Raw genomic sequence first — 24,470 nt, forward strand, 5'->3', positions numbered from 1 at the left:
ATATATTCTCAATAAATAAAAACCTCCGTTACTTATGATATGGTTCCCCATTCATAATCCGGTAACTCCGATATACCTGCTCTAACAATATCACCCTCATCAACTGATGCGGAAATGTCATCTTTGAAAAACTCAGTGCGAAATCAGACCTCTTCATCACTTCTTTCCCAAGCCCAATAGAGCCTCCGATAACAAAGATGATATGACCAGTCCCTTGCACCCCCAGAGTCTCTATCTTATCTGCCAACTGCTCCGATGACAGTTGCTTCCCATTTATCTCCAGAGTAATAATATACGCATCGTCTTTCAGGTATCTCAGAATCCTCTCGCCTTCTTTCGCCCGAATCTGTTCTTCCACCGTCTCGCTTGCATGATCCGGCGTCTTCTCATCTGCCACTTCTACAATCTCCAATTTACAGTATTTGCTCAGTCTTTTTGTATATTCTGTAATTGCATCTTTTAAATATTTTTCTTTAATCTTTCCTACCGTAACAATCGTAATTTTCATATATCAAACACATTCCCTTTCATCAACGAATGATTTTCTTATAGTTAACACCCACTATGCTAACGCAGGATTCCAGATGCCTGAAGCAGCATCAGAATCAAAACAATAACAAAAATTGCTCTGAATAATACAGAAGGCTGATTAAAATCTTTCAGATATACATTGGAATTTTCCAATGGTATATCAGGATCATGACGGCTACTTTTGAGTTGAAATCCATCAATCACGTACTTCCATCCCGTTTGGTCTGTATATACCTGAACATATGGAGATCCCAGATATTTGATTTGTAGATTGGAATTCTATATGCCTCACTTTTTACAGTCTGTACAATCCCCATATCCGGATTAACAATCTCAATAATTAAGAAATAACAGGTCGTGCGTCTGCTTCGATTCTTAGCATCGTATTCATAATAATATTCTCTTGTGATATTTACAATCCTTCCCTGCATCGGATAACTATCTCTCATGCACTGCGCATGGAATTTACGATAATAGAGAGCCTTTTGTACAGTTCTTACTGCCTGCACCGGAACAAAGATTCCTCCTACCAGGAAGATAAGCAGACTAGAATGAAATCCACCAGCCAAAATATTCTGAATCAAAGTGAAATACCACACAGCAGCAAAAATCACCAGTTCCGGTACGCCCCTCATCTCTTCGTCTGCCGTATATATCTTTTTTCTCATGCTAAAATCTCCCATCCAAACATAATCTGCCTCATTACTTTCATTCCATTGTTTTGCCATCTTACAAATACTCAATGAATCGCTCTTGTTTCATTATACGCGAAATTCATCTCTCTGTACAGAAAAAGCATGGCAAGTTTGATTTTGTGTATGATAAAAGCGAGACACGAAAATTCATTCCCGTGTCCCGCTCTATTGATTTCTTATACTTTTATCCGATCCGCCACTTCCCTGCTGAGTGCAATCCTTCTTTCTCCCGCTGAGATTATCAGACAGTCTCTGTATTTTTTCATAACTTGAATCACACTTCCTTCTTTAATCTGACAGTCAGCCATGAAATTCAAAACCTCTGGTACGCCAAATAGCCACTTAATTGTATAAATCTCTCCCTGCATTGCTTCTGTTAATGCTTGCATAAGGCACCTCCTCTGATAACCTTTTTTCTATTGTAAGATTCAAGGAGGCGGTTAGTCAATGGCAATGTTATGGATTCTGTCTATGGAAATATTGTTCTCTCAGTGTCAGGAATAATTCGGCATTCGTTGCATTCACATATGGAGCCACATAGAAGATCTCCAAGATACCGCAGGTAACCGCTGAAAGCAGATGCCATCCGATAAAGGACAGATCGAGAATGAATGCTTCCATCTTCTGTCCCTGCATCATCTCTTTACTGATTCTGAATGCATCTTCCCGGCTCATTTCCGGGCAATCTGCCAGCAGATAAGGAATCATCCTGTATTCGTATGATTTGATAACTCCTGGAATAACCAGTAACAGAGTCCACAAGAAGATATATAATCCTCTAAGGAATAAAGTGAGAACCACCTTTCCATAATGTCCACTCTTAAAAGCGAAGAATATCTTTTCAGCCCCTGGCATCTCATATGCGTTCTCAATGAAGAAACGGCATCCGCCAACCTCCAGCGGTTGGAACACGAAGATACTAAGAAGGAGGATTGCAATCATAATTCCGCTCAGAATAATTGCCGCAATACTACCAACCATCCAGGAGGCTACATTCCCGCCACGGAAAACGGAGGTAATGTGTTCCGTAATCCCCATATCCGTATCAATATCAAAATCATTGTCAAAATAATCATCATCTACGTAATCAGATACAATATCATCTGTACGATCAGTAGATCTTGCGCTGTTAACTGTTCCTCCCGTAAAAAGCAACAAAATAAAAGAAATCAGCACACATCTCCAGTAATTCCGTTTAAATGCTATCTTTGCCCTATCTTTTAATTCCGTCCTGTTCCACATATCTTCTCCTCCTCACAAAAATAATTGTTACCCATTACTATATTACTGATTCATATTATTTATATTACTTTTCATATAAATCATTGAAATACGGCAGTGGTTCGAATTTCCACATCTTTCTGAATATTTTTGCAGGAAAACTATTGATTCCGGCATTATATTCCGTCGCTGTTTTGTTGTATGCCAATTTGCATTGCAGCAGGTTCTCATAACACCGTATTGTCTCCGAGAATAATTTCATCATATGATCATCTGTGCTCAAATGTGGATACTGTCTGATGCTATGTTTAACTTCTTCCAATGTGCGGCTTGAACCTACCTTTTTCATAGTATCTTTGGTCTTCTCCACGCCTGTATGCAGATAGATATCTGCTTCATGACCAATGTGTTTATCCAGAAGAAGATTCAATTGGAGTAAAAGATTATCTGCATGATAATGAATAGATTTTTCGTCATTTCCTATCGCTTCTGCTTTAGCCCGCAGTTTATGCAATGCATTATGCTCACTTCCGATGAACATTACTGAAGCAAATATAAATGAAAGTATAAAACTGAGCGAGAATACCCAGTCCGGTATAACTTCATTTTCCGCAGGTGCTACAATCAATCCTAAGATAATCGAAAGAATAGACCCAATGATAAATACAGCAATCAGAAACAAAATTAGTTTTACTATAATATGCTGTTTCTGTAAAAATGACATCCTCTCGCCCCCTTCTCGTGGTCATTTCTTATATTATAGCGAATCCTGTCATAAATTAGAAGTGTTTTACTACTTTTTGACACATTTCGCAAATATACATCTATCCCAGTGCAACATCCAGAATCATCATCAAAACGAATCCTATAGCGAATCCTATCGTTCCAATATTGCTGTGCTCGCCTTCTGCGGATTCCGGTACCAGTTCCTCCACCACTACATAGATCATGGCTCCTGCCGCAAAAGCAAGCAGGTACGGCAAGACTGGCGTAATATATGCTGCCAGAAGCACCGTGATTCCTCCTGCAATCGGCTCTACGATTCCGGACATCATCCCATAGAAGAATGCTTTTCCTCTTCCTCGTTCACTTCGAATTGGAAGAGATACAATGAATCCCTCCGGTAAGTTCTGAATAGCAATGCCAATAGCGAGGGTAAATGCTCCTGCTAACGTCACATTCGCATTATTCGTCAGAAGCCCGGCAAAAACTGCACCACTTGATATTCCCTCCGGTATATTGTGGATCGTAACAGCCAGGACCAGCATCGTGGATTTCTTCAATGAGCATTTGACACCCTCCGTCTCGTCTGAACCAATATGCATATGTGGAATAGTCTTATCAAGAAGCAATAAGAAACCGATTCCCAGGAGAAAACCAACCGCCGCCGGAATAAAGGCGAACTTTCCCATATGCTCCGACATATCCATAGCCGGAATCAGCAATGACCATACGGACGCCGCAACCATAACTCCGGCAGCGAATCCAAGCAATGCTTTCTGAATCAATGGCTTCAATTCGTTTCTCATAAATAAAACGCAGGCAGCGCCTGCTGTAGTTCCAATAAAGGGAATGATAAGTCCCAGAAAAATCGTCATAAATAATCCCTCATTTCATCTAAACATTTGCCACCATCATATCACATTCCGTCACTTGGGTACAGGGCTAATTGCAATTGGGTACAGGACATTTTTCAATTAGGTACACCCCTTGAGACAGTTTGGGACGTAGTAAAAGCGCATTTTACTACGTCCCCATCTAGACTATTTTGACAGCATCTCGTGGATACCCTTTGCTCCTGCCTTACCAGCTCCCATTGCAAGGATAACGGTTGCGGCACCGGTAACGGCATCTCCGCCGGCAAATACGCAGGCTTTGGATGTCTGACCATTTTCTTCATCTGCTACTATACATTTTCTTCTATTTGTCTCAAGACCCTTGGTTGTGGATGCAATCAATGGATTTGGAGATGTTCCAAGAGACATGATCACTGTATCAAGTTCAATCTCGAACTCAGAACCTGGAATCTCTACCGGGCGTCTTCTACCGGAAGCATCTGGCTCGCCAAGTTCCATCTTGATCACTCGCATGCCTTTCACCCATCCGTTCTCATCAACCAGGATTTCTTTCGGGTTAGTAAGAAGATCGAAGATAACTCCTTCTTCTTTTGCATGGTGAACTTCTTCTACTCTGGCTGGAAGTTCTGCCTCACTACGGCGATATACGATATGTACTTCCGCTCCAAGACGAAGTGCGGTTCTTGCAGCATCCATCGCTACATTGCCACCGCCGACTACAGCAACTTTCTTACCGGCTGCAATCGGAGTATCATAAGAATCATCGAATGCCTTCATCAGGTTGCTTCTTGTCAGGTATTCATTCGCAGAGAACACACCGTTTGCAGTCTCTCCCGGGATTCCCATGAACATTGGAAGTCCTGCACCGGAACCAATGAATACTGCTTCGAAGTCTTCCTCTTCCATTAACTGATCGATCGTGGTAGATTTTCCAATTACTACGTTCGTTTCGAACTTAACGCCTAACTCTTTTACTTTCTCAATCTCTTTCTTTACAACCTTCTCTTTTGGAAGACGGAACTCAGGAATACCATATACTAATACACCACCGAGTTCATGAAGTGCTTCGAATACGGTTACTTCATATCCTAATTTTGCAAGGTCTCCTGCACAGGTAAGTCCTGACGGACCGGAACCGATGACTGCTACCTTGTGTCCATTCATCTTCTCCGCTTTTTCAGGCTTGATATCATTCTCCAATGCATAATCAGCAACAAATCTCTCCAGTTTACCAATTGACACTGGTTCTCCCTTGATTCCGCGGATACATTTGCTCTCGCATTGGGATTCCTGAGGACATACACGTCCGCAGATAGCCGGAAGCGCAGAGGATTCGCCAATAACTTTATATGCACCTTCGATATCTCCGTCTTTCACTTTGGAAACGAATCCCGGAATGTTGATAGATACCGGACATCCCTGGATACATTTTGCATTCTTACAATTAAGACATCTGGATGCTTCCTCCATTGCCTCTTCTTTATTATATCCATAACATACTTCTTCGAAATTGGTTGCTCTTACTTTCGCATCCTGTTCTCTGACAGGTACTCTCTTTAATACATCTGCCATTACTCGTCACCTCCACAGTGGCCACATCCACCATGATGGGTGTCGCCCTCTTGTAATTTCAACATTGCACGTCCTTCTGCTGTCTTGTACATCTGCTGTCTCTTCATCGCCTCGTCAAAGTTTACAAGGTGTCCGTCGAATTCTGGTCCGTCTACACAGGCAAACTTGATCTCATCACCTACATGAAGACGACATGCACCGCACATACCCGTACCATCTACCATAATCGGGTTCATACTAACGATGGTTGGAATCTCCAGTTTCTTGGTCAGCAGGCAGACGAACTTCATCATGATCATCGGTCCGATTGCTACACAAACATCGTATTTCTTGCCTTCCTCGACTAATTTCTCAATCTTAGTAGTAACCATACCTGCGTGTCCATATGTACCATCATCCGTACATGGATAATAGTTGCCTGCAACTGCAGCCATCTCAGACTCCAGGATCAGCATATCTTTTGTCTTAGAGCCAACGATAACATCTACATCAATTCCATGCTCTTTCAGCCATTTTACCTGCGGATATACTGGTGCAGCACCGACACCACCGGCTACGAACAACATCTTTTTATTCTTAAGACTTTCAATGTCTTCTTCTACAAATTCAGACGGACATCCAAGCGGTCCGGTGAAATCACGGAATGCATCTCCTGCTTTTAATTCTGCCATCTTAGTTGTAGATGCTCCAACTTCCTGGAATACAATTGTAATCGTTCCTGCTTCTCTATCATAGTCGCAGATGGTCAACGGTATTCTCTCGCCCTTTTCGTCCATCTTAACGATAACGAACTGTCCAGGTTCGCAATGTCTCGCTACACGTGGAGCTTCTACATCCATAAGATAAATCTTGTCAGCCAGTTTTTCGGCTTTTAATATCTTGTACATCTTACTTCCTCCTCATATTCATGCTTCTTCTATAATAATGTATCTATTCAAAAATATCAAGTAACGAATAGCATTTCCCAGTATACACGGATAAAGAGCAGATACCAAAAGGCATCTGCTCCATATGCTTTCTACATAACCTATAGGACCTGCCACCGGCAGTCTCCTCCGGATGCTTGGCAACTTAGAAATCAACTTCTGTTCCGTAATATGTACATGTGAATAATTTTTCCATAGTAGCAGGATCAATTGCTCTTGGATTAGAGCCTGTACATGCATCGCCTACAGCCAGTTCAGCAATCTTAGCGATCTTCTCTTTGAATTCATCTTCATTAATTCCGAATTCTTTCAATGTCTTAGGAATGTTCAATTTTACATTGAATTCATCAATCTTCTCGCAGAGACTGTTGATTAATGCTTTCTCAGATGTTCCTGCAAGTCCCATTCTGCGTGCGATCTCTGCGTAGCGTTTTGCTGCAACAGGATCTTTTGCATTGTATTTGATTACATATGGCAGATAGATTGCATTCGCGCATCCGTGCGGAATATGTCCTGTTGAGAATGCAGCACCTGTCTTATGAGCCATAGAGTGAACGATTCCAAGCAAAGCGTTGGAGAATGCCATACCTGCTAAGCACTGTGCATAGTGCATCTGCTCTCTTGCAACCATATCGCAGTTGTAAGAAGCCGGCAGATAATCCAGTACCATCTCAATTGCCTGTAATGCAAGCGGATCTGTGAATGGACAGTTCAGTGTAGATACATATGCTTCAATCGCATGTGTCAGAGCATCCATACCTGTGTAAGCAACCTGTTTTACAGGAAGTCCCATTACAAGATCAGGGTCAACGATTGCAACATCTGGTGTAATATTAAAGTCAGCAAGTGGATACTTAACACCTGTCTGATAGTTTGTAATAACGGAGAATGCTGTAACCTCTGTAGCTGTTCCTGATGTGGATGGAATTGCACAGAATTTTGCTTTCTTTCTCAACTCTGGGAAGTTGAATGGGATGCATAACTCTTCGAATGTTGTCTCCGGATACTCATAGAATGCCCACATAGCCTTTGCAGCATCGATTGGTGATCCGCCACCCATAGATACAATCCAGTCAGGCTCGAAAGCACGCATTGCCTCTGCGCCTTTCATAACTGTCTCTACAGACGGATCTGGCTCAACACCTTCGAATAATTCTACTTCCATTCCGCCCTCTTTCAGGTAATTCACTGCACGGTCAAGAAATCCCTGGCGTTTCATAGAACCTCCGCCTACTACAAGGATTGCTTTCTTACCTTTTAGATTCTTCAGTTCCTCTAAGCATCCTTTTCCATGATAAACGTCTCTTGGTAATGTAAATCTGCTCATTTTTCCGTATCTCCTTTGCATTTTTGTTAATTATTTATCAAAATTATACCGCTGTTAAATAATTAACGCAATGTCTTTTACAAAATTCATTGTATTTATTTTAGTACAATATGGGAATTTAGTGTAGAAAGTGGAGTGTTGGAAAGTGTACGGCGCAAGGATGAGGCTTAGTGGCTCTGGCTTCGGAGTCCTGCGTTAAGAATCCGTAACAATAAAAGAGGCAGAAATTGTGTGACCGGACTGAATCGTCCAATAATCTTCTGTTTACTTCATAATACATATACATTCCAGTCAACACAATTCCAATATATAAAGCGATCACTCACCCAGTTCTCCCTCACATCCGTTCCATTTCCAATCTGTTATTTAGCCAACACCGTGCCCCACGCACTCCAGTCAGGAATCCTCCCCGTTAATGAAGAGTCACACATAAGAATGTCAGGCAGAGAGGGGCAGTATGGGAGTTCTTATCCGTAGAAGAGCCGTACAAACCGTTAGTGAAAAAGAGATCTAAAATCAGGATGAATTATGTGCTACAAGCACAGAATTCAAGAATGTCTGAGTCGGAAAAATCTTTCAGATTTTTTCCGGCGAATACATTCGGTTCCTGATTTTAGACCTCTTTTGAACTTACGGTTTGTAGGCGATTGGAGTCGGATAAGAACTCCCATACTGCCCCTCTCTGCCGTACACCTTACAAATTACTCTTCAAGAACTAAATTCCCATTGAGGAATACCCTCAGGTGTGTTATACTGATTAACAGCGTGTAAAAACGGCTATAATATGTTTAGGAGTGTTTTTATATATGTCACAGATAACGAATGAAGTGAAGGAGCAGATTAAGAAACGCAGAACATTCGCGATTATTTCCCATCCGGATGCTGGTAAGACAACCTTAACGGAGAAGTTTCTTCTGTATGGAGGTGCTATTAACCAGGCTGGAAGTGTAAAAGGAAAAGCAACTGCGAAACATGCGGTATCTGACTGGATGGAGATTGAGAAGGAGAGAGGTATCTCGGTTACATCTTCTGTATTGCAGTTCAATTATGGCGGATACTGTATTAATATTCTGGACACACCGGGACATCAGGATTTCTCGGAGGATACTTATCGTACGCTGATGGCGGCAGATTCGGCAGTCATGGTGATTGATGCGTCTAAGGGTGTTGAGGCGCAGACCAGGAAGTTATTCAAAGTATGCACTATGCGTCATATTCCGATCTTTACATTTATTAATAAGATGGATCGGGAGGCGCTGGATACTTTTGAACTTCTGGATGATATTGAGAACGAGTTGGGAATTGCCACCTGTCCGGTGAACTGGCCGATTGGCTCTGGTAAGGAGTTTAAGGGAGTCTACGATCGCGAGACGAAGAAGGTAGAACTGTTCTCAGATACTCACAAGGGTACGACACAGGGCGAAGTGAAGAAGATTCCGCTGGATGATCCTGAGATTGCTAATTGGGTGACGGAGGCGCAGAGAGCGCAGTTAGAGGAAGAGATTGAATTGCAGGATGGAGCCGGGGCTGAGTTTGATCAGGACCTGGTGAGCAAGGGAGAGTTGTCACCGGTATTTTTTGGATCAGCACTTACTAACTTCGGTGTAGAGACATTTTTGCAGCATTTCTTACAGATGACGACTTCCCCGCTTCCGAGAATGTCGGATAAGGGTGCTATAGATCCGATGGAGGAGGAAGCATTTTCTGCATTTGTCTTCAAGATTCAGGCGAATATGAATAAGGCGCATCGAGATAGGATCGCTTTTATGAGAATCTGTTCCGGTGAGTTTGAAGCGGGGATGGATGTGTACCATATGCAGGGAGGTAAGAAGGTTCGTCTGTCACAGCCGCAGCAGATGATGGCAAGTGAGAGAAAGATGATTGAGAAGGCTTATGGCGGAGATATTATCGGTGTATTTGATCCGGGTATCTTTTCTATCGGAGATACATTGACAACGGCAAGTGAACGTTTCGCATATGAAGGAATCCCGACCTTTGCACCGGAGCATTTTGCGAGAGTGCGGCAGGTAGATACCATGAAGAGAAAGCAGTTCATTAAGGGAATCAACCAGATTGCCCAGGAAGGCGCGATTCAGATATTCCAGGAATATAATACAGGTATGGAAGAGATTATCGTAGGCGTGGTAGGTGTGCTGCAGTTCGATGTTCTTAAGTACAGACTTGAGAATGAATATAATGTAGAGATCAGACTTGATACTCTTCCGTATGAGTACATCCGCTGGATTGAGAATACAGAGATTGATCTGGATAAGCTGACGGGAACTTCAGATATGAAGAAGGTAAAGGATCTGAAGGGACGCCCGCTGCTTCTCTTTGTGAATGACTGGAGTATCCGCATGACACAGGAGAGGAATGAGGGATTAATCCTGGCAGAGTTTGCGCGATAAGCGCAAAAAGGGACACGGCAAATCCAATTGGGGACGGGGGTTTTTTCAATTTCCCCCGTCCCCAATTGAAAAAACCCCCGTCCCCACTTTGCAAATGTCCATTAATTTGTTATAATTACAAGAAGTGTAAGATGAGACAGGAGGATTCTAGATATGAGTAAAGAAGAGAGAAATACGTATACAATAAACACAGATGAGAACCTTGGAGAGGTTAAGATTGCCGATGAAGTAGTAGCAATCATTGCAGGACTTGCAGCGATGGAAGTGGATGGAGTATCATCTATGACTGGGAATGCAACCAGAGAATTAGTTGGCAAGTTAGGCATGAAGTCTCTTTCTAAGGGTGTTAAGGTAGATGTACTTGATGGTATCGTAACGGTTTCACTGGTACTGAACCTGAAGTATGGATACAGCATCAAAGATACGACTGCAAAAGTACAGGAGAAGGTGAAGGCAGCGATTGAGAATATGACAGGTCTTGAGGTTGCTGACGTGAATATCCGTGTTGCAGGAGTAGATGTGCCGGAGGAAGCATAAGTGAAGAGATCAGAATTAAGAGAACATATCTTTAAAGTGATTTTTGGAATCGAGTTCAACAGTGAAGAAGAGATGGCTGAGCAGTTGGAACTTTATTTCGAGCAGATTGAGGATGCGAAAGAGAAAGATCTGGAATATATCCGGACAAAAGCGCAGAAAGTAGCCGGTAAGGCTCAGGAGATCGATGCCTTGATCAATGCACGTACGACCGGATGGAAGACCAATCGTATGAATAAGGTGGATCTTACGATCTTAAGGCTGGCAGTATATGAGATGAAGTGGGACGAGGATGTACCGACAGGCGTGGCAATTGATGAGGCAGTGGAACTTGCGAAGAAGTACAGCAGTGATGAGGGACCGGCTTTTGTGAATGCAGTACTCGCAAAACTTGCAGACTAACCAGGGGTAGGCTATGACTCGGAATGTATATACAGTAAAACAGGTAAATGCATACATTAAGAATATGTTTACCCAGGACTATATGCTGAACCGTATCTATGTAAAAGGTGAGGTCTCTAACTGCAAGTATCACACATCAGGACATATATATTTTTCATTAAAGGATGAGTCTGGAACGATTGCCTGCGTTATGTTCGCCGGGCAGCGAGGCGGACTCTCTTTTCGTATGAGTGAAGGTCAGCAGGTTGTGGTACTGGGAGCGGTGAATGTATATGAAAGAAGCGGATCTTACCAACTCTATGCAAAGGAGATTCGGCTGGATGGCGATGGGCTTCTCTATGAGAGATTCCAGATGCTGAAACGAGAACTGGAAGAGATGGGGATGTTTGCTCCAGAATATAAGAAGCCGATTCCTGCGTATGCCAGACGGATTGGCGTAGTGACAGCACCGACAGGGGCGGCAGTTAGGGATATCATGAATATTACTGCCCGCAGGAATCCCTATATCCAGTTGATTCTTTATCCTGCCCAGGTGCAGGGCGAGGGTGCGAAGGAAAGTATCGTCCGGGGAATCCAGATGTTAGAGCGTACGGGAGTTGACGTGATGATCGTAGGACGCGGAGGAGGCTCTATCGAAGATTTGTGGGCATTCAACGAAGAAGAAGTGGCAAGGGCAATCTTTGATTGCAGCGTTCCTGTGATTTCTGCGGTTGGTCATGAGACGGATACGACGATTGCAGATTATGTGGCAGATCTGCGGGCACCGACACCTTCTGCGGCTGCGGAACTGGCGGTCAGCGATTATAGACAGATACAGACATATATGCAGGATCAGCAGAGGAAGATGAACCGACTGCTGCAGCAGAAGATACAGATGGAACGCATGCGTTTAAGGGAGTATCAGACCCGGCTTAAGTACCTGCATCCCCGGAACAAATTACAGGATCAGCAGCAGAGACTGGTAGAACTGGAAGATAAGATGCGGATGTTAATGGATGGAAAAGTCCGGGATGCGAGACATAAACTGGCAATCTATATGGAGATGATGAAAGGTCTGTCGCCGATACAGAAACTGAATCAGGGATATTCTTATGTAGAGAACAAAGAAGGCAATGCGGTAAAAAGCATTCGGCAGGTTAGGCAGCATGACAGACTGTTAATTCATGTTACAGACGGTATTCTATATACGACTGTAGAAGGGATAAAGGAGGAGCATCATGGCTGATAAGATCAGGTCACAGGAAGAAGAGCAGAGTCTGGAGGATCTCTTTGGACAATTGGAGGATATCATTCGTAAGATGGAGAGTGACGGGATATCACTGGAAGACTCTTTTGGATTGTATCATAGAGGTATGGATGCATTAAAACAGTGCAATGATAAGATTGATAAAGTTGAAAAGAAGATGCTGATATTAGATGAAGAGGGAGAGACTCATGAATTCTAAAAATGATTTTCAGATACAGATGAAGCAGAAGGTGCAGGAAATAGAGGAGATTCTTCAGGAATATCTTCCGAAGCAGAGGGGATATCAGAGCGTGATTATGGAGGCGATGGCATATAGCCTTCTTGCTGGCGGTAAACGCCTGCGTCCAATGCTGATGAATGAAACCTTCCGGCTTTTTAGCGGCACTTCCAAGGCGCTTCATCCGTTCATGGCAGCGATTGAGATGATACACACTTATTCGCTGGTACATGATGACCTTCCGGCAATGGACAATGATGAGTACAGGCGGGGAAGGAAGACAACTCATGTAGTCTATGGAGAAGATATGGGAATCCTTGCGGGGGATGCCTTGCTTAACTATGCATTCGAGACGGCTTTCAAGGCATTCGTGACAGATCCGGAGGATAGTCTGCTGATTGGAAGGGCACTTAGGGTCTTGGGGAAAAAGGCTGGAATCTACGGAATGATCGGCGGGCAGGTGATTGATGTCAAGGAGACAGGGCATCAGATATCGAAAGAGATCCTGGATACGATCTATGAATTGAAGACTGCGGCGCTGATCGAGTCTTCTATGATGATTGGTGCAATTCTCGGAGGGGCTTCCGAAGAAGAGGTAAGAAAAGTAGAAAAGATTGCAAGTTATGTTGGTATTGCATTCCAGATTCAGGATGATATTCTGGATGTGACGAGTACTGAAGAAGTGCTTGGCAAACCGATTCATAGTGATGAAAAGAATGAGAAAACTACATATGTGACACTGATGGGAGTTGAGGAGGCAGGAAAGGTAGTAGAGAAGCTATCTAACGAAGCTATTAGCCTTCTGCATCAGTTATCAGGAGAGAATGAGTTCCTGGAGCAGTTGTTGATCCAGTTGATTCACAGGGACAGATAGAGAGGGGCCTGATTATGTTAGAGCGCATACAGAAGGAAAATGATATTAAAGAACTGAATCCGGAAGAACTGGATGAACTGGCGGAAGAGATCCGGGAATTCCTGATAGAGAAGATCAGCAAGACAGGGGGACATCTTGCTTCGAATCTTGGGGTAGTAGAACTTACGATGGCTATGCATTTGGTATTTGATCTTCCGAAGGATAAGATTATCTGGGATGTGGGGCATCAGGCTTATACCCATAAACTTTTGACAGGCAGAAAAGCAGGATTCGATGAATTACGCAAATACGGTGGGATGAGCGGTTTCCCAAAGAGAAAGGAAAGCGCCTGTGATGCATTTGACACCGGGCATAGTTCTACTTCCATATCGGCAGGACTTGGTTATGTGCAGGCAAGAGATATCAAAGGAGAGGACTATAGTGTCATCTCTGTGATTGGAGACGGCTCTTTAACCGGTGGAATGGCATATGAAGCATTGAATAACGCTTCAACGCTTAAGACGAATTTTATTATTGTACTGAATGATAATAATATGTCCATCTCAGAGAATGTGGGTGGAATGTCAAAATATCTGGCAGGACTTCGCACGGCAGATATCTATACCGGGCTAAAGAAGGGCGTGACGAATGCACTTCAGAAGGTTCCGGTAGTGGGTGAAACGATGATCGAGCAGCTGCATCGTACGAAGAGCAGTATCAAGCAGTTGGTTGTACCGGGAATGTTCTTTGAAGATATGGGGATTACATATCTTGGACCAATCCCTGGTCATAATCTTCCGCTTTTGTGCAGGGCTTTCCAGGAGGCAAAGAGGATGGACGGACCTGTCCTTTTGCATGTCATAACCAAGAAGGGAAAAGGTTATGAACCGGCAGAGCAGCATCCGGACAAGTTCCACGGAATCGGACCATTTCAGATTGAGACAGGAGAGCCGGAGACAGCAAAGAAGAAAGACACCTATACAGATGTATTTGGTAAAGTATTATGTGATGAAGCGAAGAATCACCCGGAGGTTGTTGCAATCACAGCGGCAATGGCAGACGGGACGGGGCTTAAGCGTTTCCGCCAGATGTACCCGAAGAGATTCTTTGATGTGGGAATTGCAGAGGCACACGGCGTAACCTTTGCGGCAGGTCTGGCGGCAGGCGGTGTCCGCCCGGTATTCGCAGTGTATTCGTCATTTTTACAGCGTGCATATGACCAGATGATTCATGATGTGGCACTTCAGAAACTTCCGGTTGTTCTGGCGGTAGACCGCGCAGGGCTGGTGGGCAATGACGGTGAGACACATCAGGGAATCTTCGATCTGTCTTACTTAAGCAGTATTCCTAATATGGTGGTAATGTCCCCGAAGCATAAATGGGAATTGGCAGATATGTTGCGGTTTGCATTATCTTATGATGGACCGATTGCGCTTCGGTATCCAAGAGGAACGGCTTATGACGAATATGAGGAATTCCGTGAACCGGTCTTGCTTGGCAAGAGTGAGATGATCTATGAGGAGTCCGAGATTGCAATCCTGTGTGTCGGACACATGTTTGAAGATGCAGTCAAGGTGCGCGAACAGTTAAAAGAGCGGGGATATCCGTGTACACTTGTGAATGCCAGATTCGTTAAGCCGATGGATGAGGATATGGTGGAGGAATTGAGCAAGAAGCATAGACTTCTTGTAACGATAGAAGAGAATGTGCAGACAGGCGGATATGGAGAGCATATTCTGGAATATGTCTGTCGAAAGGACTTAGGCGTTAAGGTGCTTACCCTGGCGCTTCCGGATGACTACGTAGAACATGGCAATATTAGTGTGTTAAGAAAAGAGACAGGAATCGATGTAGAGACCATGACCCAGAAAATTCAGAATATATATGACAGATTGTAGGAGTGGCTATGAAGGAACGTTTAGATGTATTGCTGGTGAAGCAGGGTCTTGCTTCATCACGGGAGAAAGCAAAGGCGATTATTATGTCAGGTAATGTCTTTGTGGATGGACAGAGAGAAGATAAGGCGGGAACCACATTTGCAGAAGATGTGCAGATTGAAGTTAGGGGACATACCCTTCCTTATGTAAGCAGGGGCGGCTTAAAATTGGAAAAAGCGATACACAATTTTGATGTGACAGTGGAAGGAAAAGTCTGTACAGATGTAGGTTCATCTACCGGCGGATTTACGGACTGTATGCTTCAGAACGGTGCGGTCAAGGTCTATGCGATCGATGTTGGAAGAGGGCAGCTGGACTGGAAATTACGTCAGGATGAGCGTGTCGTGTGTATGGAAAAGACGAATATCCGATATGTTACTCCGGAAGATTTGGGAGAGCCAATTGATTTTTCGTCTATTGACGTTTCTTTCATATCTCTTACAAAGGTCCTACTGCCAATACGAAAGTACCTGAAGGACCAGGGACAGATTGTTGCCCTGATTAAGCCGCAGTTTGAGGCGGGGAGAGAGAAGGTTGGAAAGAAAGGGGTTGTGCGGGAGAAGAGTACGCACGTTGAAGTAATTACTTCTGTGATTGAATATGCTCTTTCCATCGGATTCGCTGTGCTGAATCTGGAATTTTCTCCTATTAAGGGACCGGAAGGCAATATCGAGTATCTGGTACATTTGGAAAAATGTGAAGAACATGATAGAATAGCAGAGCAGATAGACATACAGAAGACGGTGGATCAGGCATTTGATACCCTGTCTAAGAACTAGAAGGACGCATAAGATATGGACAGATTTTTAATTGTTACGAATGATGGGAAAGATATTAATCGCAGCGTTACCAATAAAGTAAGAGCATTGCTCGAAAGCGCCGGAAAGACATGCATTCTATGTGAGAAGGATGAACATAAGAGGATTGTTGAGAATTCCCTGCCGGAAGAAGTTGATTGTGCGATCGTGATTGGCGGAGATGGCAGTTTGATTGAGGTGTCAAGGCTTCTGTGGAAGAGAAAAGTTCCCATACTTGGCATTAATATGGGAACACTGGGATATCTTACAGAAGTAGAAGTCAATCATATCGACGAGGCAATCGCTCAGATGCTTCGCGGAGATTATGAATTTGAAGAACGGATGATGCTTCAGGGAATTTTTGAAGATGGCAACCTGGCAGTTTCTCTGAATGATATTGTGGTATCCAGAAAAGGAGCACTGCGGGTCATTCATTTTCAGTTGTATGTGAATGGAGAACTTCTCAATTCTTACGAGGCAGATGGAGTGATTATCTCTACGCCTACAGGTTCTACGGCATATAACCTGTCAGCCGGAGGGCCGATTGTAGAGCCGACTGCTTCGCTGATCGTCATTACGCCAATCTGTTCTCATGCATTGAATACCAGCAGCATTGTTCTGTCATCCGATGACGAGATTGTCATTGAGATTGGTATGGGACGTAATGGCTCTGAGGAAGAAGTCTATGTTACTTTTGACGGGGCGGATACCGTGGCATTAAAGACGGGCGACAAAGTGATGGTGCAAAAATCAGATGCATCTACAACGATTATGAAGTTAAGTAAAGTCAGCTTTTTAGAAACATTGCGCAGAAAGATGAAAGGAAATTAGCATCATGAAGGTAAACAGGCATGCAAAGATTATAGAACTGATCAATAAGTATCATATAGAGACGCAGGAAGAACTGGCAGAGTATCTGAACAAAGAAGGGTTCAAGGTTACGCAGGCGACGGTATCAAGGGATATCAGGGATCTGAAACTGACTAAAGTGCCTGATGAGAACGGCAAGCAGCGTTATGCTGTCCACCAGAGTGCAGAAAATGGCATGAGCGAGAAGTATATCCGTGTATTAAAGGACGGATATATTTCTATGGATATGGCACAGAATATCCTGGTGATCAAGACGGTATCCGGTATGGCAATGGCGGTGTGTGCAGCCATTGATGCGATGAAATGGAATGAAGTGGTAGGAAGTATTGCCGGAGACGATACGATCATGTGCGCCATCAGAAGCGTTGATGATACAGTGAAAGTTATGGACAAGATCAGCAAGATTGTCTTATAGCAAAGGGAACTTTGTTCAAGGGGGCAAAAATGTTACAGAATTTACATGTAAAGAATCTGGCATTAATTGATGAGATAGAAGTAGAATTCCAGGATGGACTTAATATCCTTACCGGAGAGACCGGAGCAGGGAAATCAATCATACTCGGATCTGTGAACCTGGCGCTGGGCGGGCGATATTCGAAGGATATCCTGCGGCAGGGCGCAGAGTACGGCTTTGTGGAACTGACATTTCTGGTGGAGAATGAGCATCAGATCGATAAATTAAAAGAAATGGATATCTATCCGGAAGAGGGAATCGTGACTCTTAGCAGAAGAATCATGCCTGGAAGAAGTGTCAGCAGGATCAACGGAGAGACGGTACAGATGGCAGCGCTTAAGGAGGCTGCATCCATACTGATTGATATTCATGGACAACACGAGCACCAGTCCTTGTTATACAAGAAGAATCATCTGGGGATTGTAGATGCTTATGCGAGAGAGTCGATTGCAGATGTGAAGCAGAAGACTGCACAAGCATATCATGAGTATAAGGCATGTGAGAAAGAATTAAAAGAAGCGGCAACAGACGAGGCGCAAAGAGCCAAGGAACTTTCATTCCTTCGTTTTGAAGTGGAGGAGATTCAGAATGCGGATCTGAAAGATGGAGAAGACGAGGATCTGGAAGTGCTCTACCGGCGTATGGCGAACAGTAAGAAGATTGCAGATAGTGTTGGTGAAGCGTATACATATACCAGTGGAGGAAATGATAATGCAAGTGAAGGCTTGAGCCGTGCCATTCGCGCCATGTCAGAGATTACGGATTATGATGAGAAGGCTTCCAAGTTATACGATCAGTTGGTGGAGATTGACAGTCTGCTGAATGATTTTAATCGGGAACTTGCAGAATACAGCAGGGAATGTGAATTCTCAGACGAAGAGTTCTATGAGACAGAGAATCGTTTGAACGAAATCAATCATCTCAAGACAAAGTATGGCAGTACGATTGAGAAAATATGCAGTTACTGTGCAAAACAGGAGGAAAGAATACAGATTCTGGAAGACTATGATCATTATATGGAGCAACTGCGGAAACATTTGGAGCAGACGGAAGAAATCTTCAGAAAATCTGCACAGAAACTGTCAAAACTTCGTAAAAAACAAGCGGAGATCTTAGAACTGGCAATTGAAGATGGATTAAAAGAACTGAATTTTGAAGATGTTAGATTCCAGATTCATTTTGAAGAGACGAAAGGCTATACGGCAGAAGGGATTGACGATATCGAATTCATGATATCCTTGAATCCGGGACAGCCATTAAAACCATTGGCGAATGTTGCTTCCGGCGGAGAATTGTCCAGAATTATGCTGGCGATTAAAACGGTAATGGCAGAGCGTGATGATATCGAGACTCTGATCTTTGATGAGATTGATGTAGGAATCAGCGGAAGAACTGCGCAGAAAGTATCTGAAAAGATGGCAGTGATTGGCAGAAGGCATCAGGTGATCTGTATTACGCATCTGGCGCAGATTGCTGCTATGGCAGATCATCATTATCTGATCGAGAAGGCAACAACAGAAGGAATTACCAGAACCAGTATCTGTGCATTACCAGAAGATCAGTCTATTAACGAACTTGCAAGAATTCTCGGAGGAGCGAAGATTACAGATACAGTGATTCAGAGCGCAGTTGAGATGAGAGAACTTGCAAAACAGACGAAAAACAACCAATATCAACCAGAGTAAATTCATAGAAAATCTCACATAATAAGATAGGTATCCAAAGCCGGATATCTATCTTTTTTAGTACTTGAATAAAAAGCGAGGTTTTAAGATGAGAAAATACTGGTATCGCAGAATCCTGATCATGGTTCTTGCATTCACAATTGCGGTAGGAGGCGGTTATTGCATCATTGAAGCGCAGCAAAATAAGATGCAAAGAGAAGTAAATGCCGAGACTACTTCGAATAATATGGTAATTCCGGGAGGAATGCCGATTGGCATCTATCTGGAGACAGAAGGTGTGATGGTGCTGGGGACAGATGCTATTACTGCAGAGGATGGCATGGAATATGAGCCAGCTGCACATCTGGTGAAGGCTGGCGATTATATTGTTGCACTCAATGATACAAAAATTAACAGCAAATCAGAACTTCAGGAAGTCATTAAAGAACTAAATGGTGAAGAGATAGTTCTGAGAGTGCGGCGAACGGATGAGTATATGAATATCCGGATGAAGCCGGTGCGATGCAGTGCAAAAGAATGCAAATTAGGAATCTGGGTCAGGGACAATGCGCAGGGGCTTGGAACCATTACATTCCTGAATGCAGACAGTCAGTTTGGTGCATTAGGGCATGGAATCCATGATGTGGATACCAATACCTTGCTGGAAATTAATGATGGAACCGTTTATGAGACCAGTATCAAGGATATCCAGAAAGGAGAGAGCGGTACGCCAGGGGGGATGGAAGGAATCATTGTCTATAATAATTATAATGTGCTTGGTAGTATTACAAAGAATACAGATTGCGGTATCTTCGGAAGAATCGATCGGATTGACGCGCTGTTTACCGACCAGACGCCGATAGAGACGGCAGCAAAAGATGAGATAGAAGAAGGTCCTGCCAAGATCCGCTGTGCAGTAGAAGGAAAAGTGAAAAACTATGATATTCGTATTACAAAAATCGACAAAAATACAGACGAAGTGAATAAAGGAATTGTAATCGAAGTGACGGATGAAAAACTTCTTGAGGTAACCGGAGGAATCGTCCAGGGCATGAGCGGAAGCCCGATTATACAGAATGGCAAGCTGGTCGGGGCAGTAACCCATGTGTTCGTTCAGGACTCCACAAAGGGATATGGCATATTCATAGAGGATATGCTGAAGAATGTCGATTTGTGAAAATAATGTCGATATAGGTCAAGTTTTTACGACAGCAATTTCTTGCTTTGCAATATGCCAAATTATATAATTTATCTCGACGGTTTTTGATGTAAGGAAAGGAGGCATTGCGTAAAAATGGGAGAGATAAACGTGGCAATAGCCGACGACAATGAAAGAATCCTGGACTTGCTTGGCGAAATCATAAGCAGTGACCAAGACCTTAGATTAGTCGGAAAGGCGAACAATGGGGAGGATATGTATCAGCTGATCAAGGAAAAACAGCCAGATGTTGTGTTATTAGACCTGATTATGCCGAAGATGGACGGCTTGAGTGTCATGGAAATGGTCAGCAGCGACAAAGAACTGAAGAAACATCCTGATTTTATTGTCGTAACGGCAGTGGGACAGGAACGGATTACAGAAGATGCGTTTAAGAAGGGAGCAAGTTACTATATCATGAAGCCCTTCAATAACGAGGTGATATTGAACCGGATCAAACATGCGAACAAAGTGGTAAGACATGAATTGAAACTTCAGACGACATCAGGCGCTGCGCAGGATACAACACCGGAGGTGAACCTTGAGAACCGTGTGACAGATATGATCCATGAGATCGGCATCCCGGCGCATATCAAGGGTTATCATTATCTCAGAGACGCAATCATGATGGCAGTGGAAGATATGGATGTGCTGAATGCAATTACAAAAGTACTGTATCCGACTGTCGCAAAGAAACATCAGACAACAGCAAGCAGAGTAGAACGTGCGATACGCCATGCCATAGAGGTTGCATGGAGCAGAGGAAAACTAGATACACTGGATGAATTATTCGGCTATACAGTAAGCAATGGGAAGGGAAAACCTACGAATTCCGAGTTTATTGCATTAATTGCAGATACAATAAGATTAGAATATAAAAATAGATAAATACTTTTCTTCTGAAAAAAAATAATGTATAATAAGCATATATTTTGTGAGTTTTGGAGGAAAAAATATGAAAAAAATACTATTTGCGGCGTCAGAATCGGTACCTTTCATTAAAACAGGGGGACTTGCAGACGTAGTTGGTTCCTTGCCAAAATATTTCGACAAAGAAAAATATGATGTTCGTGTTATGCTGCCGAAATATATGTGTATGAAAGAAGAATGGAAAGAAAAACTGACTTACCATACACACTTCTATATGGATTTGAATTGGAGAAAGCAGTATGTAGGGGTGTTGATATACGAATATGAAGGAATTACATTCTATTTTATAGATAATGAGTACTATTTTAACGGCTTTGCACCATACGGCGATATGTATGCGGATATTGAGAAATTCGCATTTTTCTCCAAAGCAGTGCTGAGTGCTTTGCCGGTGATCGATTTCAGACCTGACATTATTCACTGTCATGACTGGCAGACCGGACTGATTCCGGTATATCTGGATAATTTCCGTTTTGGCAATGAATGGTATCGCGGTATTAAGACGATCATGACCATACATAACCTGAAGTTCCAGGGAACATGGGATGCGAAGAGAGTCCGAGACATTACAGGGCTTCCGCAGTATTATTTTGCACCGGATAAGTTAGAGGCTTACAAAGATGCCAACTATTTGAAGGGTGGAATCGTATATGCGGACAGAATTACGACAGTAAGTAATTCTTATGCAGAAGAGATTAAGATGCCGTTTTATGGCGAGAGGCTGGATGGCTTGATGAATGCTCGCTCGAACTGTCTGTCAGGTATTGTTAACGGTATTGATTATGATGATTATGATCCGGCTACAGATACCAGGATTGAGAAGAACTATGATATTGAGAGTTTCAGGCGTGAGAAGGTAAAGAATAAGGTCGCGCTGCAGAAAGAACTGGGGCTTGAACAGGATCCTCATACAATGATGATCGGTATTGTATCCAGACTGACAGACCAGAAGGGATTCGATCTGGTTGCTTATGTGATGGATGAACTTTGCCAGGATGCAGTCCAGATTGTGGTACTTGGAACCGGCGAGGAGCAGTATGAGAATATGTTCCGTCACTTTGAATGGAAGTATCAGGGCAAGGTATCTGCGAATATCTACTATTCAGATCCGTTGTCTCACAAGATCTACGCATCCAGTGATGCATTCCTGATGCCTTCACTGTTCGAACCTTGTGGACTTAGCCAGTTAATGAGTCTTCGTTATGGAACACTGCCAATCGTAAGAGAGACAGGCGGTCTTAGAGATACGGTAGAGCCATACAACGAATATGAGAAGACTGGTACAGGATTCAGTTTCACGAATTACAACGCGCATGAGATGCTGGCAACTGTTCGCTATGCAGAACGCATCTATTATGATAATAAGCGTGATTGGAATAAGATTGTAGAACGTGCCATGAGTCAGGATTTCTCATGGAAGAATTCTGCAAAACAGTATGAAGCGTTATATGATGGTATGTAAGACGCGTTAAAAGGCCGATTGTAGAAAGCCTTTAAGAATACAGGACAGCAAGAGATTACAAAAAGATAAGATATGGGGTAATGACATGAAGATTAGAGACATATTAAAGGAAAAGACACCGCATATTTCATTTGAAATATTTCCGCCTAAGACGGATGCGGGATATGACAGCGTTCTTGCGGCAACAGAAAAGATTGCTGCGTTAAAGCCGTCATTTATCAGTGTGACTTACGGTGCAGGCGGTGGTACAAGCAAGAATACCGTTAGCATTGCGTCACATATCAAGGATGATTTTGATGTAACCAGTCTGGCGCATCTTACCTGCGTGTCTTCAACGAAAGATGAAGTGCATCAGGTAATTGAGCAGTTAAAAGAGAATGAGATTGAGAACATCTTAGCATTACGAGGAGATATCCCCAAAGGCAGGGAGTTCCCGCTTCCGAACCACTACAGATATGCATGTGAGTTGATCGAAGATATTAAGACCCAGGGCGATTTCTGTATAGGAGCCGCCTGCTATCCGGAAGGTCATGTTGAGATGGAGCATAAGAAGGATGATATTATTAATCTGAAGCATAAAGTGGATTGCGGAGTAGATTTCCTGACAACCCAGATGTTTTTTGATAATAATATTATGTATAATTTCCTTTATAGAATCAGAGAGAAGGGAATTGTCGTTCCGGTTCTTCCGGGTATTATGCCGGTAACGAACAAGAAACAGATTGCAAGAATCGGCGGAATGTCTGGCACAGCTTTGCCGGAGAGGTTCCGTGCTATTGTGGATCGCTTTGGTGATGATCCGAAAGCGATGCAGCAGGCAGGAATTGCATATGCGACAGATCAGATTATCGATCTGATTGCGAATGGTATTAACCATATTCACGTTTACTCTATGAATAAGCCAGAGGTTGCTGAAGCAATTATGAGGAATCTTTCTGAGATTGTAAAATCATAATCCTCTGAGGAAGGTAGAAGGACGAAACTATGGACGCAAGGACGAAAGAAGCGGTTCGTTACTTGGGATATGGAAACCATGCGGTAGATGATAGTACCCTTGCCCTCGTTGCCAGTTCCTTTGAGGAACTGGAGCGAACAACAGGGAGGCGGATCATCTATCGCATTTTTGACGTATCTTTCAAGGATAGCGATCATCTGGAGATTGGAAAACTAGATATTGTAAGTAAAAACCTTGGAAAGAATCTGAAAGGCTGTCAAAGCGCAGTCGTGCTGGGTGCCACCCTCGGAGCAGGCGTAGACATGCTCTTACGCAAGTACGCCCTCACCGACATGGCAAGAGTCGTAGCCTTACAAGCCTGCGCCGCCGCCTTCTTAGAAGAATATTTGGACGAATACCAGGAAAAGATTCGAAAGGAAATGAAGGAACAGGGGCTATACCTAAGACCAAGATTCAGCCCCGGCTATGGAGATTTTTCGATTGAGCATCAAGAGATGATCCTTCGGATGTTAGACACTGCCAAAACTATAGGTCTAACCATGACCGACAGCAGTATGCTAACTCCTACAAAATCTGTTACAGCAATCATAGGACTTAGCAAAAATAATGTCCCTTGCCATACAAAAGGGTGTGAATCCTGTAATAAGACAGATTGTACCTACCGCAGGAATCCATAAAGTGAAGAACAACGAAG

The 24,470-nt window shown here is 43.3% G+C and carries 26 protein-coding genes; 16 read left to right on the forward strand and 10 right to left on the reverse strand.

Translation table 11 applies throughout. The features are described 5' to 3' along the window. Positions 1-28 precede the first annotated feature (28 nt). The 10 genes from rlmH to ACQRBN_RS10870 form a co-directional block, all read right to left on the reverse strand. Positions 29-508, reverse strand: coding sequence for a 23S rRNA (pseudouridine(1915)-N(3))-methyltransferase RlmH (rlmH, locus tag ACQRBN_RS10825; protein ID WP_427739001.1), 480 nt, complete (start codon positions 506-508; stop codon positions 29-31). A 59-nt stretch (positions 509-567) separates the two neighbouring features. Further along, complete coding sequence (locus ACQRBN_RS10830; RefSeq protein ID WP_427739002.1) at positions 568-735, reverse strand: hypothetical protein; 168 nt, start codon at positions 733-735, stop codon at positions 568-570. Then, complete coding sequence (locus ACQRBN_RS10835) at positions 732-1,199, reverse strand: hypothetical protein (protein ID WP_427739003.1); 468 nt, start codon at positions 1,197-1,199, stop codon at positions 732-734. Before ACQRBN_RS10835 ends, ACQRBN_RS10830 begins: the two co-directional genes overlap by 4 nt. A 203-nt stretch (positions 1,200-1,402) precedes the next feature. Continuing rightward, positions 1,403-1,615: a FeoA domain-containing protein gene (locus tag ACQRBN_RS10840; RefSeq protein WP_427739004.1), complete on the reverse strand. Its 213-nt coding sequence runs from the start codon at positions 1,613-1,615 to the stop codon at positions 1,403-1,405. 67 nt (positions 1,616-1,682) lie between these two features. Beyond that, the gene (locus tag ACQRBN_RS10845) at positions 1,683-2,468 is read right to left on the reverse strand and encodes a DUF975 family protein (protein ID WP_427739005.1); all 786 of its coding nucleotides are present in this window, start codon (positions 2,466-2,468) and stop codon (positions 1,683-1,685) included. A gap of 64 nt (positions 2,469-2,532) precedes the next feature. Continuing rightward, positions 2,533-3,171, reverse strand: a complete 639-nt coding sequence (locus ACQRBN_RS10850; protein ID WP_427739006.1) for a LemA family protein — start codon at positions 3,169-3,171, stop codon at positions 2,533-2,535. A 100-nt stretch (positions 3,172-3,271) separates the two neighbouring features. Further along, positions 3,272-4,045 (reverse strand): ZIP family metal transporter, encoded by a 774-nt coding sequence (locus ACQRBN_RS10855; protein ID WP_427739007.1) that lies wholly within the window; start codon positions 4,043-4,045, stop codon positions 3,272-3,274. 165 nt (positions 4,046-4,210) lie between these two features. Continuing rightward, complete coding sequence (gene gltA / locus ACQRBN_RS10860; protein ID WP_427739008.1) at positions 4,211-5,596, reverse strand: NADPH-dependent glutamate synthase; 1,386 nt, start codon at positions 5,594-5,596, stop codon at positions 4,211-4,213. After that, on the reverse strand, positions 5,596-6,483 hold the full coding sequence (locus ACQRBN_RS10865; protein WP_427739009.1) for a sulfide/dihydroorotate dehydrogenase-like FAD/NAD-binding protein: 888 nt from the start codon (positions 6,481-6,483) through the stop codon (positions 5,596-5,598). Before ACQRBN_RS10865 ends, gltA begins: the two co-directional genes overlap by 1 nt. Positions 6,484-6,667: 184 nt before the next feature. After that, entirely contained in the window at positions 6,668-7,849 is a 1,182-nt protein-coding gene (locus tag ACQRBN_RS10870; protein WP_427739010.1) for an iron-containing alcohol dehydrogenase, read from the reverse strand. 806 nt (positions 7,850-8,655) lie between these two features. On the opposite strand from ACQRBN_RS10870, the gene ACQRBN_RS10875 reads away from it, so the two are divergent. The 16 genes from ACQRBN_RS10875 to ACQRBN_RS10950 all read left to right on the forward strand — a co-directional run bounded on the left by ACQRBN_RS10875 (position 8,656) and on the right by ACQRBN_RS10950 (position 24,453). Beyond that, entirely contained in the window at positions 8,656-10,257 is a 1,602-nt protein-coding gene (locus ACQRBN_RS10875) for a peptide chain release factor 3 (RefSeq protein ID WP_427739011.1), read from the forward strand. Between the two features lie 153 nt (positions 10,258-10,410). Continuing rightward, the gene (locus ACQRBN_RS10880) at positions 10,411-10,794 is read left to right on the forward strand and encodes an Asp23/Gls24 family envelope stress response protein (RefSeq protein ID WP_427739012.1); all 384 of its coding nucleotides are present in this window, start codon (positions 10,411-10,413) and stop codon (positions 10,792-10,794) included. Then, entirely contained in the window at positions 10,795-11,193 is a 399-nt protein-coding gene (gene nusB, locus ACQRBN_RS10885) for a transcription antitermination factor NusB (RefSeq protein WP_427739013.1), read from the forward strand. Between the two features lie 13 nt (positions 11,194-11,206). Further along, positions 11,207-12,418, forward strand: coding sequence for an exodeoxyribonuclease VII large subunit (gene xseA, locus ACQRBN_RS10890; protein WP_427739014.1), 1,212 nt, complete (start codon positions 11,207-11,209; stop codon positions 12,416-12,418). Next, positions 12,411-12,638: an exodeoxyribonuclease VII small subunit gene (gene xseB, locus ACQRBN_RS10895; protein WP_427739015.1), complete on the forward strand. Its 228-nt coding sequence runs from the start codon at positions 12,411-12,413 to the stop codon at positions 12,636-12,638. Before xseA ends, xseB begins: the two co-directional genes overlap by 8 nt. Next, positions 12,628-13,530, forward strand: a complete 903-nt coding sequence (locus ACQRBN_RS10900; RefSeq protein ID WP_427739017.1) for a polyprenyl synthetase family protein — start codon at positions 12,628-12,630, stop codon at positions 13,528-13,530. Before xseB ends, ACQRBN_RS10900 begins: the two co-directional genes overlap by 11 nt. Before the next feature lie 14 nt (positions 13,531-13,544). Then, the gene (gene dxs, locus ACQRBN_RS10905) at positions 13,545-15,407 is read left to right on the forward strand and encodes a 1-deoxy-D-xylulose-5-phosphate synthase (RefSeq protein WP_427739018.1); all 1,863 of its coding nucleotides are present in this window, start codon (positions 13,545-13,547) and stop codon (positions 15,405-15,407) included. A gap of 8 nt (positions 15,408-15,415) precedes the next feature. After that, positions 15,416-16,225 carry a TlyA family RNA methyltransferase gene (locus ACQRBN_RS10910; protein WP_427739019.1) on the forward strand — a complete coding sequence of 270 codons (810 nt, stop codon included), beginning with the start codon at positions 15,416-15,418 and terminating at the stop codon, positions 16,223-16,225. 15 nt (positions 16,226-16,240) lie between these two features. Further along, a complete protein-coding gene (locus ACQRBN_RS10915) occupies positions 16,241-17,074 on the forward strand; it encodes an NAD(+)/NADH kinase (protein ID WP_427739020.1) in 834 nt (277 codons plus the stop codon). 4 nt (positions 17,075-17,078) lie between these two features. Then, a complete protein-coding gene (gene argR / locus ACQRBN_RS10920) occupies positions 17,079-17,528 on the forward strand; it encodes an arginine repressor (RefSeq protein ID WP_427739021.1) in 450 nt (149 codons plus the stop codon). Between the two features lie 29 nt (positions 17,529-17,557). Beyond that, entirely contained in the window at positions 17,558-19,252 is a 1,695-nt protein-coding gene (gene recN, locus ACQRBN_RS10925; RefSeq protein WP_427739022.1) for a DNA repair protein RecN, read from the forward strand. A gap of 88 nt (positions 19,253-19,340) precedes the next feature. Further along, positions 19,341-20,408: a SpoIVB peptidase gene (gene spoIVB / locus ACQRBN_RS10930; protein ID WP_427739023.1), complete on the forward strand. Its 1,068-nt coding sequence runs from the start codon at positions 19,341-19,343 to the stop codon at positions 20,406-20,408. A 117-nt stretch (positions 20,409-20,525) separates the two neighbouring features. Continuing rightward, complete coding sequence (gene spo0A, locus ACQRBN_RS10935; protein WP_427739024.1) at positions 20,526-21,317, forward strand: sporulation transcription factor Spo0A; 792 nt, start codon at positions 20,526-20,528, stop codon at positions 21,315-21,317. Positions 21,318-21,384: 67 nt separating this feature from the next. Further along, entirely contained in the window at positions 21,385-22,821 is a 1,437-nt protein-coding gene (gene glgA, locus ACQRBN_RS10940; RefSeq protein ID WP_427739025.1) for a glycogen synthase GlgA, read from the forward strand. An 85-nt stretch (positions 22,822-22,906) separates the two neighbouring features. Further along, entirely contained in the window at positions 22,907-23,776 is an 870-nt protein-coding gene (metF, locus tag ACQRBN_RS10945) for a methylenetetrahydrofolate reductase [NAD(P)H] (RefSeq protein WP_427739026.1), read from the forward strand. Between the two features lie 29 nt (positions 23,777-23,805). Further along, on the forward strand, positions 23,806-24,453 hold the full coding sequence (locus ACQRBN_RS10950) for a Vitamin B12 dependent methionine synthase activation subunit (protein WP_427739027.1): 648 nt from the start codon (positions 23,806-23,808) through the stop codon (positions 24,451-24,453). Positions 24,454-24,470: the final 17 nt, after the last annotated feature.

The sequence above is a fragment of the Bariatricus sp. SGI.154 genome, from assembly GCF_050313795.1.
Taxonomy (GTDB): Bacteria; Bacillota; Clostridia; order Lachnospirales; family Lachnospiraceae; genus CAMBRQ01.